This window comes from Variovorax sp. 10N420, from assembly GCF_056394705.1.
The window spans coordinates 29,095-43,786 of the sequence record NZ_JBFTIJ010000003.1 but is presented as its reverse complement, the minus strand read 5'-3'; the positions used below and the strand labels follow the sequence as shown (position 1 = coordinate 43,786).

Annotated in this window: 16 protein-coding genes and 1 tRNA gene; 3 read left to right on the top strand and 14 right to left on the bottom strand. The window is 63.4% G+C overall.

Annotated features, from left to right (window positions below; translation table 11 throughout):
- Window positions 1-5 precede the first annotated feature (5 nt).
- Together AC1DEK_RS08250 and glxR are read left to right on the top strand one after the other, a co-directional pair.
- A complete protein-coding gene (locus AC1DEK_RS08250; RefSeq protein ID WP_478124744.1) occupies window positions 6-803 on the top strand; it encodes an HpcH/HpaI aldolase family protein in 798 nt (265 codons plus the stop codon).
- 14 nt (window positions 804-817) lie between these two features.
- Complete coding sequence (gene glxR / locus AC1DEK_RS08245; RefSeq protein WP_478125269.1) at window positions 818-1,699, top strand: 2-hydroxy-3-oxopropionate reductase; 882 nt, start codon at window positions 818-820, stop codon at window positions 1,697-1,699.
- A gap of 1 nt (window position 1,700) precedes the next feature.
- Here the strand turns inward: glxR and AC1DEK_RS08240 are convergent, their stop codons facing one another.
- The 7 genes from AC1DEK_RS08240 to AC1DEK_RS08210 all read right to left on the bottom strand — a co-directional run bounded on the left by AC1DEK_RS08240 (window position 1,701) and on the right by AC1DEK_RS08210 (window position 9,704).
- On the bottom strand, window positions 1,701-3,047 hold the full coding sequence (locus tag AC1DEK_RS08240) for a tetratricopeptide repeat protein (RefSeq protein WP_478125268.1): 1,347 nt from the start codon (window positions 3,045-3,047) through the stop codon (window positions 1,701-1,703).
- Window positions 3,048-3,085: 38 nt separating this feature from the next.
- Complete coding sequence (locus AC1DEK_RS08235; RefSeq protein ID WP_478124743.1) at window positions 3,086-4,489, bottom strand: amidase; 1,404 nt, start codon at window positions 4,487-4,489, stop codon at window positions 3,086-3,088.
- Window positions 4,486-5,976, bottom strand: a complete 1,491-nt coding sequence (locus AC1DEK_RS08230; protein WP_478124742.1) for an ABC transporter substrate-binding protein — start codon at window positions 5,974-5,976, stop codon at window positions 4,486-4,488. The genes AC1DEK_RS08235 and AC1DEK_RS08230 overlap by 4 nt, the downstream gene beginning before the upstream one ends.
- An 85-nt stretch (window positions 5,977-6,061) precedes the next feature.
- Complete coding sequence (locus AC1DEK_RS08225) at window positions 6,062-6,883, bottom strand: ATP-binding cassette domain-containing protein (protein ID WP_478124741.1); 822 nt, start codon at window positions 6,881-6,883, stop codon at window positions 6,062-6,064.
- Window positions 6,880-7,869, bottom strand: a complete 990-nt coding sequence (locus AC1DEK_RS08220; RefSeq protein ID WP_478124740.1) for an ABC transporter ATP-binding protein — start codon at window positions 7,867-7,869, stop codon at window positions 6,880-6,882. Before AC1DEK_RS08220 ends, AC1DEK_RS08225 begins: the two co-directional genes overlap by 4 nt.
- A 6-nt stretch (window positions 7,870-7,875) precedes the next feature.
- Window positions 7,876-8,757, bottom strand: coding sequence for an ABC transporter permease (locus tag AC1DEK_RS08215; protein ID WP_478124739.1), 882 nt, complete (start codon window positions 8,755-8,757; stop codon window positions 7,876-7,878).
- Entirely contained in the window at window positions 8,754-9,704 is a 951-nt protein-coding gene (locus AC1DEK_RS08210; RefSeq protein ID WP_478124738.1) for an ABC transporter permease, read from the bottom strand. Before AC1DEK_RS08210 ends, AC1DEK_RS08215 begins: the two co-directional genes overlap by 4 nt.
- 135 nt (window positions 9,705-9,839) lie before the next feature.
- Between AC1DEK_RS08210 and AC1DEK_RS08205 the strand changes: the two genes are divergently transcribed.
- Window positions 9,840-10,142: a YfhL family 4Fe-4S dicluster ferredoxin gene (locus tag AC1DEK_RS08205; protein WP_478124737.1), complete on the top strand. Its 303-nt coding sequence runs from the start codon at window positions 9,840-9,842 to the stop codon at window positions 10,140-10,142.
- Here the strand turns inward: AC1DEK_RS08205 and AC1DEK_RS08200 are convergent, their stop codons facing one another.
- The 7 genes from AC1DEK_RS08200 to AC1DEK_RS08170 all read right to left on the bottom strand — a co-directional run bounded on the left by AC1DEK_RS08200 (window position 10,143) and on the right by AC1DEK_RS08170 (window position 14,683).
- Window positions 10,143-10,619 (bottom strand): hypothetical protein, encoded by a 477-nt coding sequence (locus AC1DEK_RS08200; protein ID WP_478124736.1) that lies wholly within the window; start codon window positions 10,617-10,619, stop codon window positions 10,143-10,145.
- A gap of 29 nt (window positions 10,620-10,648) precedes the next feature.
- Window positions 10,649-11,287, bottom strand: a complete 639-nt coding sequence (gene pth / locus AC1DEK_RS08195; protein ID WP_478124735.1) for an aminoacyl-tRNA hydrolase — start codon at window positions 11,285-11,287, stop codon at window positions 10,649-10,651.
- Between the two features lie 90 nt (window positions 11,288-11,377).
- Window positions 11,378-12,037: a 50S ribosomal protein L25/general stress protein Ctc gene (locus tag AC1DEK_RS08190; RefSeq protein WP_478124734.1), complete on the bottom strand. Its 660-nt coding sequence runs from the start codon at window positions 12,035-12,037 to the stop codon at window positions 11,378-11,380.
- 81 nt (window positions 12,038-12,118) lie between these two features.
- Window positions 12,119-13,093, bottom strand: a complete 975-nt coding sequence (locus tag AC1DEK_RS08185; protein WP_478124733.1) for a ribose-phosphate pyrophosphokinase — start codon at window positions 13,091-13,093, stop codon at window positions 12,119-12,121.
- A 75-nt stretch (window positions 13,094-13,168) separates the two neighbouring features.
- Window positions 13,169-13,245 (bottom strand) — tRNA-Gln (locus AC1DEK_RS08180).
- A gap of 104 nt (window positions 13,246-13,349) precedes the next feature.
- Window positions 13,350-14,210 carry a 4-(cytidine 5'-diphospho)-2-C-methyl-D-erythritol kinase gene (gene ispE, locus AC1DEK_RS08175; protein WP_478124732.1) on the bottom strand — a complete coding sequence of 287 codons (861 nt, stop codon included), beginning with the start codon at window positions 14,208-14,210 and terminating at the stop codon, window positions 13,350-13,352.
- Window positions 14,207-14,683: a lipoprotein insertase outer membrane protein LolB gene (locus AC1DEK_RS08170; protein ID WP_478124731.1), complete on the bottom strand. Its 477-nt coding sequence runs from the start codon at window positions 14,681-14,683 to the stop codon at window positions 14,207-14,209. The genes ispE and AC1DEK_RS08170 overlap by 4 nt, the downstream gene beginning before the upstream one ends.
- Window positions 14,684-14,692: the final 9 nt, after the last annotated feature.

Genomic DNA, 14,692 nt, shown 5'->3' with positions numbered 1-14,692 from the left:
TTCCCATGAGAGAAAACCGCCTGCGGGCGCTTTGGAAGACGGGAGGTGCCGCGGTCAACGGCTGGCTCGCGATTCCCAACGGCTTCTCGGCCGAAACCATGGCCCACCAAGGTTGGGATTCGCTCACCGTCGACCTGCAACATGGCGTCATCGACTATCAGTCGATGATCCCGATGCTGCAGGCCATCTCGACCACCGATACGGTGCCCGTTGTTCGCGTGCCCTGGCTCGATCCTGGCGCGTTGATGAAATCACTCGATGCGGGTGCCTACGGCGTCATCTGCCCAATGATCAATACGCCCGATGAAGCGGCGCGGCTGGTCGCCTACACGCATTACGCGCCGCGCGGCACCCGCAGCTTCGGGCCTGTTCGGGCCCTGCTGTACGGCGGCGCCGACTATGCCCAGCATGCGAACGACACCATCGTGACCTTCGCGATGATCGAGACCGCGCAGGCGCTCGAAAATCTCGACGCGATCATGTCCGTGGAAGGACTGGACGCGGTGTACATCGGTCCATCGGACCTTTCGCTTGCCCTGGGGTGCAGGCCGGTTTTCGACGACGTGGACCCTCCGGTTGAACAGGCCATTGATCACATCCTCGCTCGCGCCAAGGCGCACGGGCTGGTCGCAGGCATTCACAACGGCACGCCCGAGGGCGCGCTGGCGCGGATCGCCAAGGGGTTCCAGTTCGTCACCGTGAGCTCGGATGCGCGGCTTATTGCCGCAGGCTCGCAACAGGTGCTCGCAAAGATGCGCGCGACGCAGCCGGCCGGCACGTCGTCCGCCTCAAGCTCTTACTGAACGAAAGGACATCCATCATGAAAATCGGATTCATCGGACTGGGCATCATGGGCGCGCCGATGGCGCAGAACCTCTTGAAGGCCGGGCACGAAATGTTCGTGCGCACGCGTCGCCAGGTCCCGGAGGCGTTGAAGACGGCCACGGCCTGCGGCACGAATGCCGACGTCGCCCGCGCGGCGGACGTCGTGATCCTGATGCTGCCCGACACGCCGGACGTCGAGCTGGTTCTGTTTGGCGAAGACGGCGTTGCCTCCGGCCTCACCAAAGGCAAGCTTGTCATCGACATGAGCTCGATCGCGCCCATGGAGACCAAGCGTTTCGCCAAGAAGATCAACGAGCTGGGGTGCGACTACCTCGACGCGCCGGTCTCTGGTGGCGAAGTCGGCGCGAAGGCGGCGAGCCTCACCATCATGGTTGGCGGCGAGGAGGCCGTGTTTGAGCGTGCCAAGCCGCTCTTCGAAGCAATGGGCAAGAACATCACCCTCGTCGGCGGCAACGGCGACGGGCAGACCACCAAGGTGGCGAACCAGATCATCGTCGCGCTCAATATTGCCGCCGTCGGCGAGGCGCTGCTGTTCGCCAGCAAGGCCGGAGCCGATCCTGCAAAGGTTCGTCAGGCGCTGATGGGCGGCTTCGCAGCCAGCCGCATTCTCGAAGTGCATGGCGAGCGGATGATCAAACGCACCTTCGATCCAGGCTTTCGCATCGCGCTGCACCAGAAGGATTTGAATCTGGCGCTGTCCGGCGCGAAAGCGATGGACGTGGCGCTGCCGCAAACTGCGTCGGCCGCACAACTGATGCAGTCCTGCGCCGCCCATGGTTGGGACCAACTCGATCACTCCGCGCTGGTGAAGGCGCTGGAGCAGATGGCGGCGCACGAAGTCGCCAAGGGCTGATCTACGCGGTCAGGCCGAGCCGCCCATAGATCGCGCCGGCTTGTCTGCGAAGCCGCACAGACTCGGGCTGCGCATTGACCTGTTGCTGCAGGAGGCCCTGCGCACCGGCCAGGGTGGTCTTGGTTCCGTGCCGGATCAAGGCATCGAGATAGACCTGCTCGAAAAGATCGCGCTGCGCATGGCTGCCGCCAATCTCGACCAGCCTCGGCAGTGCCAGCCCCAGCCATTCGATGGCGGACGCCGCATCGCCGCGCGCATGTGAGAGCAAGCCGCGTGCGGCCGGTAGGCAGACGCGCTGCCACGCGTCGCGCATCGAAGGCGGTGCAGTCGGCGTGAAAGACTCGATGCGGCTCAACAGCGCGTCGGCTTCGGGCCGACCGGCGCGCGCGAGGCCGTAGAGATATTGCAGATCGAGAAAGGGCAGCACGTGATCATCGAGCCGCCCGACAAGATGGGTGGCGACATCCTGCCAACGATCCCCCACGTCGATACCCGACAACTCGAGTCGCGCGAGCAGGGAAACCGCGCCGATCTGGTCCTGCGAGTAGTCTTTGACGACGCCCCAGACGTGGCGGTCATAGGTGTCCAGTGCCTCCGCGTTCCGCCCGAGGTCGATCTGGAAGAGCGCCACATGCCACCAGTTGTGCGTGACCATGAACGAATTGAGGCCCACCCATGTGTCGCTCACGCCCTGCATGAATTTCAGGCCCTCGTCGAGGCGGCCTTCGGTCAGCATGACATGGGCCAGCGCGTGGTGAGCCCACGGTTCCTTGCGTTCCATGCCGATTGCGCGGCGCGCGCTTGATTCGGCCTGCCGCATCAGGTGGCATTGCTCGTACGCGAATGCGGCCATGCCATGGACATAGGGCACATCGGCAGCCGAAGGCAGCGCAGCAAGCGCTAGCCGCAGCATGCCAGGGCAATCGCCGATGTTGAAGCAGTGGTACTGCCCCAGCTTGATGGACGCCAGATCGCGCGGGTGCTCCAGGGCCTGCTCCTGATGCAGGGCAATGGCTTGGTCGATGGCGCCATCTGCCCAGGCTGCGATGGCCGCAATGTAGCGCTGCTCGCGCAATGTCGCCTGCGCCGCGGCGGCTTGTGCGCGCTCGATGAAGGGACGTGCGTTTGCCGCGGCGTCGCCCGACTCCGCGAACAGGTGCAGCGTCGCGCAGTACGCCTGCACGATGGCACTCGGATCCTCTGCGGCGGCGAGCACGTCGGCTGCGCGCGTCTCGCAGGAGATGAAGCCTTCGACAAAATCGTTGATCGCGCGCAAAGCGGCCGGATCGGCAACGCTGACCGGATTGCCGAGGCTGTCGCAAGATCGGGGCGCTGAACTCAAGGCTATTCCTGGAGAATATCGATCGAGAGAACGATACTGCCGCTTCAGACCTGCGGCTGGGGCCAGGGCCTTTGAGGTTCGCGGATCAGTTCGAAAGCGCGCGAGACCTTCAGAACACCCAGGTCGTCAAAACGATGTCCGGCAATCTGCAGGCCGATCGGCAAGCCGCTCGGGCTGTAGCCGCAGTTGATCGACGCGGCCGGCTGTTCGGACATGTTGTACGGGACCGTGAAGCCAATGTGCTCCAACGGTCGGAGCGGGTCGTTGGTGGGCGACGGCGCTTCGGCCGGAGCGGGCATGTTCGGCGCAGTCGGCGAGATCACATAGTCGTATTTCGCGCAGGCCGCCACAGCGGCAAGCCGCGTTGCATGAAACTGGCTGAATCCACGAAACACGTGCTCGCCGCTGAAACCGGCTGCGCTCTCGGCCCATGCGCGGATGTAAGGCAGCACCTTGGCGCGTTGTTCCGGCTTCAGCGCGTTCATGTCTACCAGCGAGCGCATGCGCCAGAAATGGTCCATGCCGTCGAGCATGGCCTGCGACATGAAGGGTTGCATGGTCTCCACGATCGCGCCCGCGCGCTCGAAGAGTCGGGCGGCGTGTTCGACGGCCTGCCGGATTTCCGGCTCAACGGCGAGTCCGCAGCCGGCATCCAGCAGGAGACCGATTCGAAGACCCCGAAGGTGGTCGATGTCCACCTCGAACGATGCCCAATCTATCTCCTGCGCGGGCAGGCTCATGCTGTCGCGGGCGTCCGGCTGCGCGAGCGTCTGCATCATCAGGGCGGTGTCGCCCACCGTGCGCGTCATCGGCCCGGCGGCCCGGCCCATGTAGGGCGGGTCGATGGGGACGCGGCCGAGGCTGGGCTTGAGCGTGAAGATCCCGCACCAGCCGGCAGGCAGGCGCAGCGAGCCGCCAATGTCGGTGCCGATATGCAGCGGACCATAGCCCGCAGCCGCTGCCGCGCCAGCGCCGGCGCTGGAGCCGCCCGGCGTTTTCGAAAGGTCCCAGGGATTGCGCGCCAAGGTATGGAAGCTCGACAGTCCCGAAGACAACATGCCGTAGTCCGGCATCGTGGTTTTGCTGAAGATCACCGCGCCGGCTTCCCTGAGCCGGGCAGCGGGCGGAGCATCCGACTGGGCAGGTTTCAGCTCGACAGCCGCGGTGCCGGCAGGGAGGGGATCGCCGCGCGTCGCGATGTTTTCCTTGATGGTCGTTGGCACGCCGTCGAGCGGACCCTGTGGCTCACCGCGCCGCCAGCGAGCTTCGGACGAGCGCGCCTGTTCGAGGGCGGCATCGGGACGAAGCAGCCACGTGGCTTGCAAATGCGGCTCCCAGCGCGCCGCATGATCGAGAACGGCTTGCGTGACCTCGACCGGCGAGAGCTTTTTTTCGCGATAGGCGACGATGAGTTCGCGCGCGCTCAGTTCGTTCAAGGGAGTGTTCACGACCAGGACAACGCCGACAGATCGTTGACAAAGATGGGCATGTCCTTCCAGAGGCCCTTGACCCCCTTCTTGGCGACAGTGGGCCACTGCGGCTGGAAGAGGAAGGCGTTGGCCGCATCATTGGCAAGCATGCGCTGGGCGTCGCCCAGAAGCTTGTTGCGCTCGGCGGTGTTGCCCGTGGTCTTGATCTTGTCGTACAGCGCGTTGAAGTCCTTCGATTGGTAGCCCCAGTAATAGTCGGCCTTGGCATAGTTGCCGAGGTCGAACGGCTCGACGTGGGAAACGATGCTGAGGTCGTAGTCCTTGTTGCCGTAGGTGCCGCTCAGCCATTGCGCCCACTCGACGTTCTGGATCTTCACGTTGATGCCGATCTTGGCCAATTGCGCCGCGACCACTTCGGAACCTTGGCGCGCATAGGGCGGTGGGGGCACCGTCATGGTGAGATCGAGCGGAGTCTTCACGCCCGCCTCGGCCAGGAGTTGCTTCGCCTTCTCGATGTTGAAAGGATTGACGCCAGTCGTGTCGACATAGCCCGCGGCGCCCGGCACATAGTGGCTGCCGATAGGTACGCCAAAGCCGTCGACGGCGCCCTCGATCACTGCCTTGCGGTCGATGGCCATCGATATGGCGCGGCGGACGCGGACATCGTCAAGCGGCTTGCGCTTGTTGTTGATCGAAACGATCGTCTTGGCCCGCGAGCCGCTCAAGATCACCTGGTACTGCGGGTTGGCCTTGAACTGCGGCACCACGCGCGTCGCGATGCGCGGGAAGGCATCGACGTCGCCTGCCAGCACCGCGGCCGCTTGCGCTGCGGGATCCGAGATGAAGCGGAACGTCACCTTGTTGATCTTCGCCGCGCCGGGGTTGCGGAAGCCGTCCCACTTGCTCAGCGTCAGCGAACTCCCTTTGTTCCAGCTATCGAGCTTGTAGGGTCCGGTGCCGATCGGCTTGGTGGCGTTCGTGTCGGCACTCTTGGGCTCGACGATGACGGCTGTGGCCTGGCCCAGGAGGAAGGGCAGGTCGGGGTCGATCTCGCTGTTGATGACGACGACCGTGTAGTCCTCGACCACCTGTGTCTTCAGGCTCGCGAAGGTGCGCTTGTCCTTGTTGGTGCTTTTTTCGCTTCCGGCGCGGTCGAAGGAAAATTTGACGGCCTGCGCATTGAACGGTTCGCCGTTCTGAAACTTGACACCCCGGCGCAGCTTGAAGGTGTAGGTGCGCAGGTCCGGCGAGACCTCCCAGCTCTCGGCCAGGAGCGGTGTGACGCTGCCGTCGGAATTGATCTTGGTCAGCGTCTCGAGGATGTTGTATTGGACGATTTCGCCAATTGCCGAAGCCGCGCCGGCGGTCGGGTCCAGGCCCGGCGGCTCGAGCGCAATGCCAAGCACCATCGCATCCTTGCGGCCCTGGGCCAATGCCAACTGCGGCAGCGCGAGCGGCACGGTGGCGAGCGCGGCGGTGGTCATGAGGGTGCGGCGATTCAACATGGTCAGGGCTCCAGGGAAAGGCTTTGTGGAAAGGAAATAGAACGTTACATCATCGCGAGACGCAGCCTGCGGGGCAAGTATTTGCTCATGCCGCTGCTACCGGCTCTGCGCGCGGCACGGCCGCCAGCAAGCTCCGCGTGTAGGGATGCTCCGCGTGCGCAAAGAGATGCTGCGGCGAACCGCGCTCGACGATGAGGCCCCGATGAAGCACGCAGACCTGGTCGCACAGGTGGTTCACCACCGCCAGGTCGTGGCTGATGAGCAGATAGCTGATTCCATACTGTTGCTGCAAGTCTTGCATGAGATTGAGCACCTGCGCCTGCACCGACACGTCGAGCGCGCTCACGGGTTCGTCCGCGACGATCAGTTTGGGGCGCGTGATCAGCGCGCGCGCAATCGCGATCCGCTGCCGTTGGCCGCCGGAGAATTCGTGGGGGTACTTGTGCAGGTCATTGGCTCGCAGGCCGACCGCGGCCAGCGATTCGCCTGCGCGCTCCTGCTGTTCGGCGCGGCTTGTTTCGCCGAGGGCTTCGAGCGGCTCGGCCACGATGCGCGCGACAGTCTGGCGGGGGTCGAGCGAGCCATAGGGGTCCTGGAACACCATCTGCACGTCTCGCCGGGCTCTTCGCAGTTGATCGCTCGGCAGCGCGTGCAGATCGCGGTTGAGCAATTTGACGGTTCCTGAGCTCGGCCGATCGAGCGCCATCACCAGCCGGGCGATGGTCGATTTGCCGGAGCCGGATTCGCCGACGATGCCGAGGCTGTGGCCCTCAGAAATGCTGAAGCTGACGCCGTTGAGCGCCTTGACCATCGGCGGAGGCCCGAAAAGGCGTTCACGCGGCAGCGTGTAGTGCCGGACCAGGTCAGTCACTTCGAGGAGAACGCCTGGTTCAATGGGGTCCGTCATGCGATCAGTCCCTCCGTGGCCGCGACTGCGTCGAGCCGGATGCATCGCGCCAGATGGTCATGGGGAAGCCGCACCGGCTCCGGGCGCGTTGCCTGACAGGCATCGACCGTGTAGCTGCAGCGGCCGGCGAACGGGCATCCTGCCGGCAAGTCGACGAGCTCAGGCACGCTTCCTTTGATGGTCGCGAGCTTGACCCCGCGCGGCGCTCCAAGTGCGGGCCGGGCCGCGAAGAGACCCTTGGTGTAGGGGTGCGCTCTTTCTGCGAAGACCGCTGCCGTGGGGCCGCTTTCGACCACGCTGCCGCCATACATCACCAGCATCTTCGACACGCTTTGAGCAATGACGCCCAGATCATGCGAGATCAGGATGAGCGCCATGCCGCGCTCGGCGACGAGACCTCGGATCAAATCGAGAATCTGCTTCTGGATGGTGACGTCGAGCGCGGTTGTCGGCTCGTCGGCGATCAGCAGGTCGGGTCCGCACGCCAATGCCATGGCGATGCCGATGCGCTGCCGCTGGCCTCCTGAAAACTGATGCGGATAGGCATCCAGCCGCGATGAGGCATCAGGAATGCCGACGCGCTCGAGCAGCGCAAGGGCTTCCTTGCGGGCATCGGCAGCGGAGAGGCCGCGGTGCAGGCGCAAGGGTTCGCCGACCTGGCGCGCAATGGTGTGGACCGGATTCAGCGCGGTCATCGGTTCCTGAAAAATCATGCCGATGCGGTCGCCACGAAGCTTGCACATCTCGCGCTCCGGCAGCCCGACGAGTTCGGTGCCCTCGAATCGGATGCTGCCCGAGACTTTGGCGGTCGACGGGAGCAGCCCCATCAGCGATTGCACGGTGATGGATTTGCCGCAGCCTGATTCGCCGACGATGCCGAGGGTTTCGCCGCGCTCCAGCGTGAAGCTCACGCCGCGCACCGCTTCGGCCGGGCCGCGCTGGGTCTGCAGTTCAACGTGAAGATTGTCGACTTCGAGGAGAGGCATAGGCGGTCAGCGCGCGCGGGCGAGGCGGGGGTCGAGCAGGTCGCGCAATCCATCGCCGAGAAGGTTCAAGCCGAGCACGGCCAGCGCAATCGCCACGCCCGGAAAAACAGCGAGCAGTGGCGCCTGGAACATCATCGTCTGCGCTTCGCTCAACATGCGCCCCCACGAAGGCTGCGGCGGCTGCGTGCCGAGTCCGAGGTACGACAGCGCGGCCTCGGCCAGGATGGCAATCGCGAAGCGGATCGTGATCTGCACGATCAGCACCGCCGAGATATTGGGCAGTACATGCTGCATCGTGATCGCGAACGGGCCCTTGCCGCAGGCGCGCGCTGCGGCGACGTATTCGCGCGACCAGATCGCATTGGCCGACGCGCGCGTGATGCGGGCAAAAGTAGGAATGTTGTAGATGCCGATCGCAATGATGGCGTTCACGATGCCGGCGCCGAAGACCGCCGTCATCATGATGGCCGACAGGATCGCCGGAAAAGCCATCGTGAAGTCGCTGAACCGCATGATCGCTTCCTCGACCCACCCGCGCCGTGCCGCCGCAAGCAGGCCCAGCGCGGTTCCCACGGTGAGGCCGATGCCTACCGCGATCACGCCAACCAGAATCGATGCACGGGCGCCGACCAGCAACAGCGACGCCACGTCACGCCCGAAGGTATCGGTGCCCAGCCAATGCGCTGCGCTTGGCCGCTGGAGCTTGCTGGCAAGGTCCATCTCATACGGCGACCAAGGGGTCCAGACCAGGGAGACGGCAGCGGCCACCAGCAGAAGCAGCGTGAGGACAGCCCCGACGGCAAAGCTCGGGTGGTGCAGCGCACGGCGCCAAAAGCCCGGCACCTTGAAAGCAGCCGCGCTGGGTGTCGTTGCGGGAATGGCGCTCATATGTCGCTCGCCTTGATGCGGGGGTCGATGACGGCATACAGAACGTCGACGACGAAATTGACGATGACGACCATCGCAGCCAGCAACATCACGCAGTTACGCACCACGATCAGGTCGCGATTGCTGATTGCCTGGAAGATAAGGCGGCCGAGCCCCGGCAGGTAGAAGACGTTTTCGACCACGATCGTGCCCGCGAGCAGCTCGGAAAACTGCATGCCCATCACTGTGACGACCGGGATCAGCGCATTGCGCAGTACGTGCCGCCAGAGCACCGCCCGCTGCGAAACGCCCTTGGCTCGCGCGGTGCGCACGAAATCTTCACGCATGACTTCGAGAACCGCCGAACGCGTGATGCGGGCGAGGATCGCGGCTTGCACGACGGCGAGCGACAACGCCGGGAGCAGCAGCGCCTTCAGGCCCGCGAAGATGCCTTCGCCCCAGCCTTCGAAGCCACCCGCCGAGAACCACTGGAGTTGAACCGAAAAGACGAGGATCAGCAGGATCGCGAACCAGAAGTTGGGTATGGCGACGCCGACCTGCGTGAGCCCCATCAACCCGACATCGCCCAGCTTGTTGTGGCGCGCCGCGGCGGTCACGCCGACGACCAATGCCAGCGCCGTCGTGAAAGCCATTGCAAGCAGGGCCAGCGGTACAGTGAGTGCAAGACGTTCGAGGATCAGGTCCAGAACGGGCGAGCTGTAGGTGTAGCTGTCGCCAAGTTGGCCGGTCAGGAGCCCGCCGATCCAGTGCCAGTAGCGGCTCCACGCCGGCTGGTCGAGCCCAAGCTTGGTGGCGAGCGCCGCCACGGCGTCGGGTGCGGCGTCCGGTCCCATGAGCATCTGCGCGGCATTGCCCGGCAGGATCTCCAGCACGAGAAAGACGATGATGGAAGCGCCGATCAGGGTGGCAATCAGCGTGATGAAGCGCTTGAAAAGAAACAGACTCATAGGGCGGGCCGCAGCATAACCCGAGTCTTGCAACGAGCGTGCCGGGGCTGCTGGCTTTCGGCCCATCGGCGCGCCCCTGGTGGGGGCATCGGCGCCATTTTGGCGGCCCGATTCGCGGCGATCGATAATCCGCACATGGCCCTCATGATCACCGACGAATGCATCAACTGCGATGTGTGCGAGCCTGAGTGCCCGAACGACGCGATCTACATGGGCACCGAGATCTACGAGATTGATCCGCACAAGTGCACCGAATGCGTGGGGCACTTCGATGAGCCTCAATGCGTGCAGATATGCCCGGTCGCCTGCATTCCGACCAACCCCGAGCATGCCGAGTCACGCGAGACTCTCTGGCAGAAGTTTGAGCGCCTCACGGCCGACAAGGCGGCCGCTCAGGGCGGCGGGACCGAGAGCGGCCCACCCGTGGCTGCTTCCTAGCTATTCGCTGGGCTTCCTGGCGCCGGACTTCTTCGACTTCTTTGGCGGCGCTGCTTCTGCGGCTCTGGCAGCCTGTGCGCTCACGTAGACGGTGTCCTTTCCTTTCTTCGGCTTCTTGGATGCATCCTTGTCCGGCCGGGTCTGTGTCTTCCGCGCCTCCTTGGGCTTGTCTCCGATCAGGATGGGCCGCTGTTGCGCGTGCTTGGCCTCAAGGCGAAGGCGGTCGCTCTTCATCCGGTCGGCGGCAATCTGCGCATCGCGTGTCGATTGATCAGCGACGCGCTTTTGCTCTGAATTTCTCGTGTCGTCCAGGTCGAGCTCCTTGCCGCCGGCGCAAGGTTGGTCGGTATAGGTGTTGCCGCAGCGCCAGGCACCGCCGGCACCAATGCTTTCCGCGGCCAGAGCGCCCCAGTGGAAGCACGCTCCCGCCAGCAGCAATGCGCTGCGAGCGGCGATCTTTGGACGTGACAGTTTCATTTTTATTTCTCCCTTTCGCTTTCTCTCCGCTAACCCGCGGCGGGTTCGCCTCCGCCCCCGTCCCCCGGCTCGCGCCTCGGCGGTTTAGGGCGCGGCGGCTTGCTCGTGTGAATGAGCAATGTCGCCTTGTCCATCTCGCCCGCAGCCAGCGCCGGGAAGGCATGCAGCGTGCGGACGATGGCGTCTTCGATGGCTTCGCGCTGTTCCTTCAGCGGCTTTTTCAGAACCCAATTGACGACTTCCGATTTGACTCCCGGATGACCAATGCCCAAGCGCAGGCGCCAATAGTCGGCGGTGCCGAGTTGCGCGTGAATATCTCTCAGGCCGTTGTGCCCGGCATGGCTGCCTCCAAGCTTGAGCTTGGCCTGGCCTGGCACCACGTCGAGTTCGTCGTGCGCCACCAGGATCTCGCTTGGTTCGATTTTGAAGAAGCGAGCCAATGCCGCGACTGACTTGCCGGAGAGGTTCATGAAAGTTTGGGGCTCGAGCAGCCAGATCGGCCTCCCACTCACTTGCGTCCGAGCAACCAGCCCGTGATAGGACCGTTCCGGCGACAGCGTGACTTTCAGATCGCGCGCAAGCGCATCGATCCACCAGAACCCGGCGTTGTGCCGAGTGGCTTCGTACTCAGGGCCCGGATTGCCGAGGCCAACGAATAGCTTGATCATGCGTGGATTATCTTGTTCGGGTTTGGTGCGGCCTCAAAAAGAGATGGCCCGCACAGGGCGGGCCATCGGACGCAACAGCGAAGGGGCGAATTACTTCTTCTTCGCGGGTGCCTTGGCGTCGGCCTTGGCAGCTGCCGGAGCACCTTCGGCGCCAGCAGCGCCTTCTGCGCCAGCGGCCGGCTCTTCGGCGACCAGCGGCGACACGGCGGACACCACCACCGGATTGCCCTTGCCATGGCTCACGTACTTCAGGCCCTTCGGCAGCTTGAGGTCGTTGACATGGATCGTGGCATTCTTGGTCAGACTCGAAAGGTCGACTTCGATGAACTCGGGCAGATCTGCGGGCAAGCAGCTGACTTCGAGTTCGGTCATCACGTGATTCACGAGATTGTGGTCGAGCTTGACGGCGGTGGACTCTTCTTCACCCTTGAAGTGCAGCGGCACCTTGACGGTCATCCGGGTACGCGCGTCGACACGTTGGAAGTCGACGTGTTGCACGAGCGGACGGAACGGGTGGTACTGCACGTCACGCAGCAGCACTTTGCTGGTGTTGCCACCGAGGTCCATTTCGAGGATGGACGAGTGGAAGGCTTCCTTCTTGAGGGCGTGCCACAGCGCGTTGTGATCGAGTTCGATCAGCTGGGGCTGGCCTTCACCACCATAGACGATACCGGGCGTCTTGCCCGAAATGCGGAGACGGCGGCTCGCACCCGTGCCCTGCTTTGCGCGCTCATAAGCGACGAATTTCATAACTCACTCCTGTGGAAGTCGACCGCGACCAGTGCGACTCCGGTTTAAAAAGGGCTTCCGAAAGGAAGCCCGGCTTTTTGCTCAGAACAGGTTTTCCTGATCCGAGAACAAACTCATGACCGACTCGCCCTTGGCGATGCGCTGGATCGTTTCCGCAATGAGCGGCGCGACCGAGAGCTGGCGAATCTTTCCGCAACCCATTGCAACATCGGAGAGGGGAATCGTGTTGGTCACAACCACCTCGTCGAGGGCGGATCCTTGGGTAATTCGCTCGATCGCGGGACCCGAAAAGATCGGGTGGGTGCAATAGGCATAGACCTTCTTCGCGCCACGCTCTTTCAGCACCTCCGCCGCTTTGACCAATGTGCCAGCGGTGTCGATCATGTCGTCCATGATGACGCAGTTGCGGCCGTCGATTTCGCCGATCACGTGCATCACTTCGCTCACGTTGGCGCGCGGACGGCGTTTGTCGATGATGGCGAGATCGCAATTCAGTTGCTTGGCCAGCGCGCGGGCGCGCACCACGCCGCCAACGTCCGGCGAAACCACGATCAGGTCTTCGTAGTTCTTTTGACGCAGATCGCCAAGCAGCACTGGCGATGCGTAAATGTTGTCCACGGGAATATCGAAGAAACCCTGGATCTGATCGGCATGCAGGTCCATGGTGAGCACGCGGGCAACGCCAACGGTTTCCAGAAGATTGGCAACGACCTTGGCCGAGATGGGCACGCGGCTGGAGCGCGGGCGACGGTCTTGCCGCGCGTATCCAAAGTAGGGGATCACCGCACTGATGCGCTCGGCCGACGCGCGCTTGAGTGCGTCGACCATGATGAGAAGCTCCATCAGGTTTTCGTTGGTCGGAGCACAAGTCGACTGGACCACAAAAACATCGCGCGCTCGCACGTTCTGGTTGATCTCGACAGTGACTTCGCCGTCAGAGAAACGACCGACGCGAGCTGCGCCCAGCGAGGTGCCTAGGTGGTGCGAAATTTCCGCGGCAAGCCCTGGATTGGCGTTGCCGGTGAAAACCATGAAATCAGGGTTGTGAGCCTGCATGAGCGTCCCGGCTAAGTGCATCCGGCAATGCGAAATGGCTCTTTAAGGAGCCGCCAAAAATCTCGTGAAAGGATTTGGCAGGGGAGAAAGGATTCGAACCTTTGCATGCTGGAATCAAAATCCAGTGCCTTAACCAGCTTGGCGACTCCCCTACACGGGTCAATGGCAAATGCCATCAACCGATATGTCGCACCAGGCCGCGCGCGGCCTGACTACCAACATCAGACCGCATATAGCGCCCTGATGTTTAAACCATTTAGACCGCCCACCCCATCAGTGGGTGAACAGCCAAGTTGTTGCACTTTCGAACCTGCCAGCCCTCCGGGGCCGTTGCGAGTTCGGCTTCATGCAACATTGCTGCAAATACCGAGCTTCCCGAACCGGTCATACGGGCTTCCAAACCTTGGTGACCGAGCCATTCGATGGCGTCAGTGACCGCGGGGCAAAGCCGTTGTGCGACCGGCTGCAGGTCGTTATGACCAAAGTCAAAGCGGAAACTATCTGCTCTCGCTTCGCTATGTGCAGCAAAGCCCGAGAGTATAGCAGCCGGAGTTGCGCGTTGGAGATCAGGTGCTGCAAAAATTAACGGTGTGTCCAAGCCATCAGTTGGCTTGACGACCGCGAAGCGACCGGAAGGCAAGTTGATCGGCGTGATTGATTCGCCGACCCCCTCGACCCAAGCGTTTCGCCCGCGAAGAAAAAAGGGCACGTCGGCACCAAGCGTAAGGCCGATCTGCTCCAGTCGAGCCAGCGGCAGATTCAAGCCCCAAAGACGATTCAATGCCATGAGGCACGTGGCCGCGTCCGAAGACCCGCCCCCCATTCCCGCCTGCGCGGGCACGTACTTGGCGATTGCGATGTGAGCGCCGTAGTTCGTCTGCGAGAAGTCCTGCAAGGCTCGTGCGGCGCGAACGACGAGGTCCTCGGCAGGAAGCTTCGTCGTCAGGTCTTCCCGGCTGATCGCACCGTCGCTTCGGCGCTCGACATGCAGCGAATCTGACCAGTCGATGAGCATAAAAACCGACTGCAATAGGTGGTATCCGTCTGCCCTTCGCCCCGTGATGTGCAGGAAGAGGTTGAGCTTCGCGGGCGCGGGCAGATCGTAGATTGCCTTCATGCGCGTTCGAAGACGATGCGCAGGTCGGCTCGCGGCTCTGGCGATTCGCGGGTGGCCTGCAAGCGGCCTATGCCGACGCGTGAAAGATCCGGACGCCAGCCGGGAACGCGTTCGTTCCGGCCCGCGAGCCAGGCGAACAGGGCGCCCACGGGGATGGCCGCGCCCGTCGCTGCCTCGATCAACGCGTCCACGGAATCGAAACGCTGTGTCTTGGCGCCGTTTTTGAGCAAGGCCTCTCTGGGCGACCAGTGAAGCTGCGCCAGAGTGCTGCCGATGGGGCTGGTCAGCGTTAGTTCGCCGGCCTGGGGCATGCCCCGCAATTCGAAGAGCGCGGAGAAGGTCTGCACAGGCTGGCTGTCGACGCGCAGCGACAACCTTCCGCTCCACGCTTCGGCACTGGCGTCGAGCGCGTCGTTGCGGCGGGGGCTTGCGCAGCCCGAGATGATCAACGCGCCAGCGCAGGCGGTCGACAAGAGTGAGCG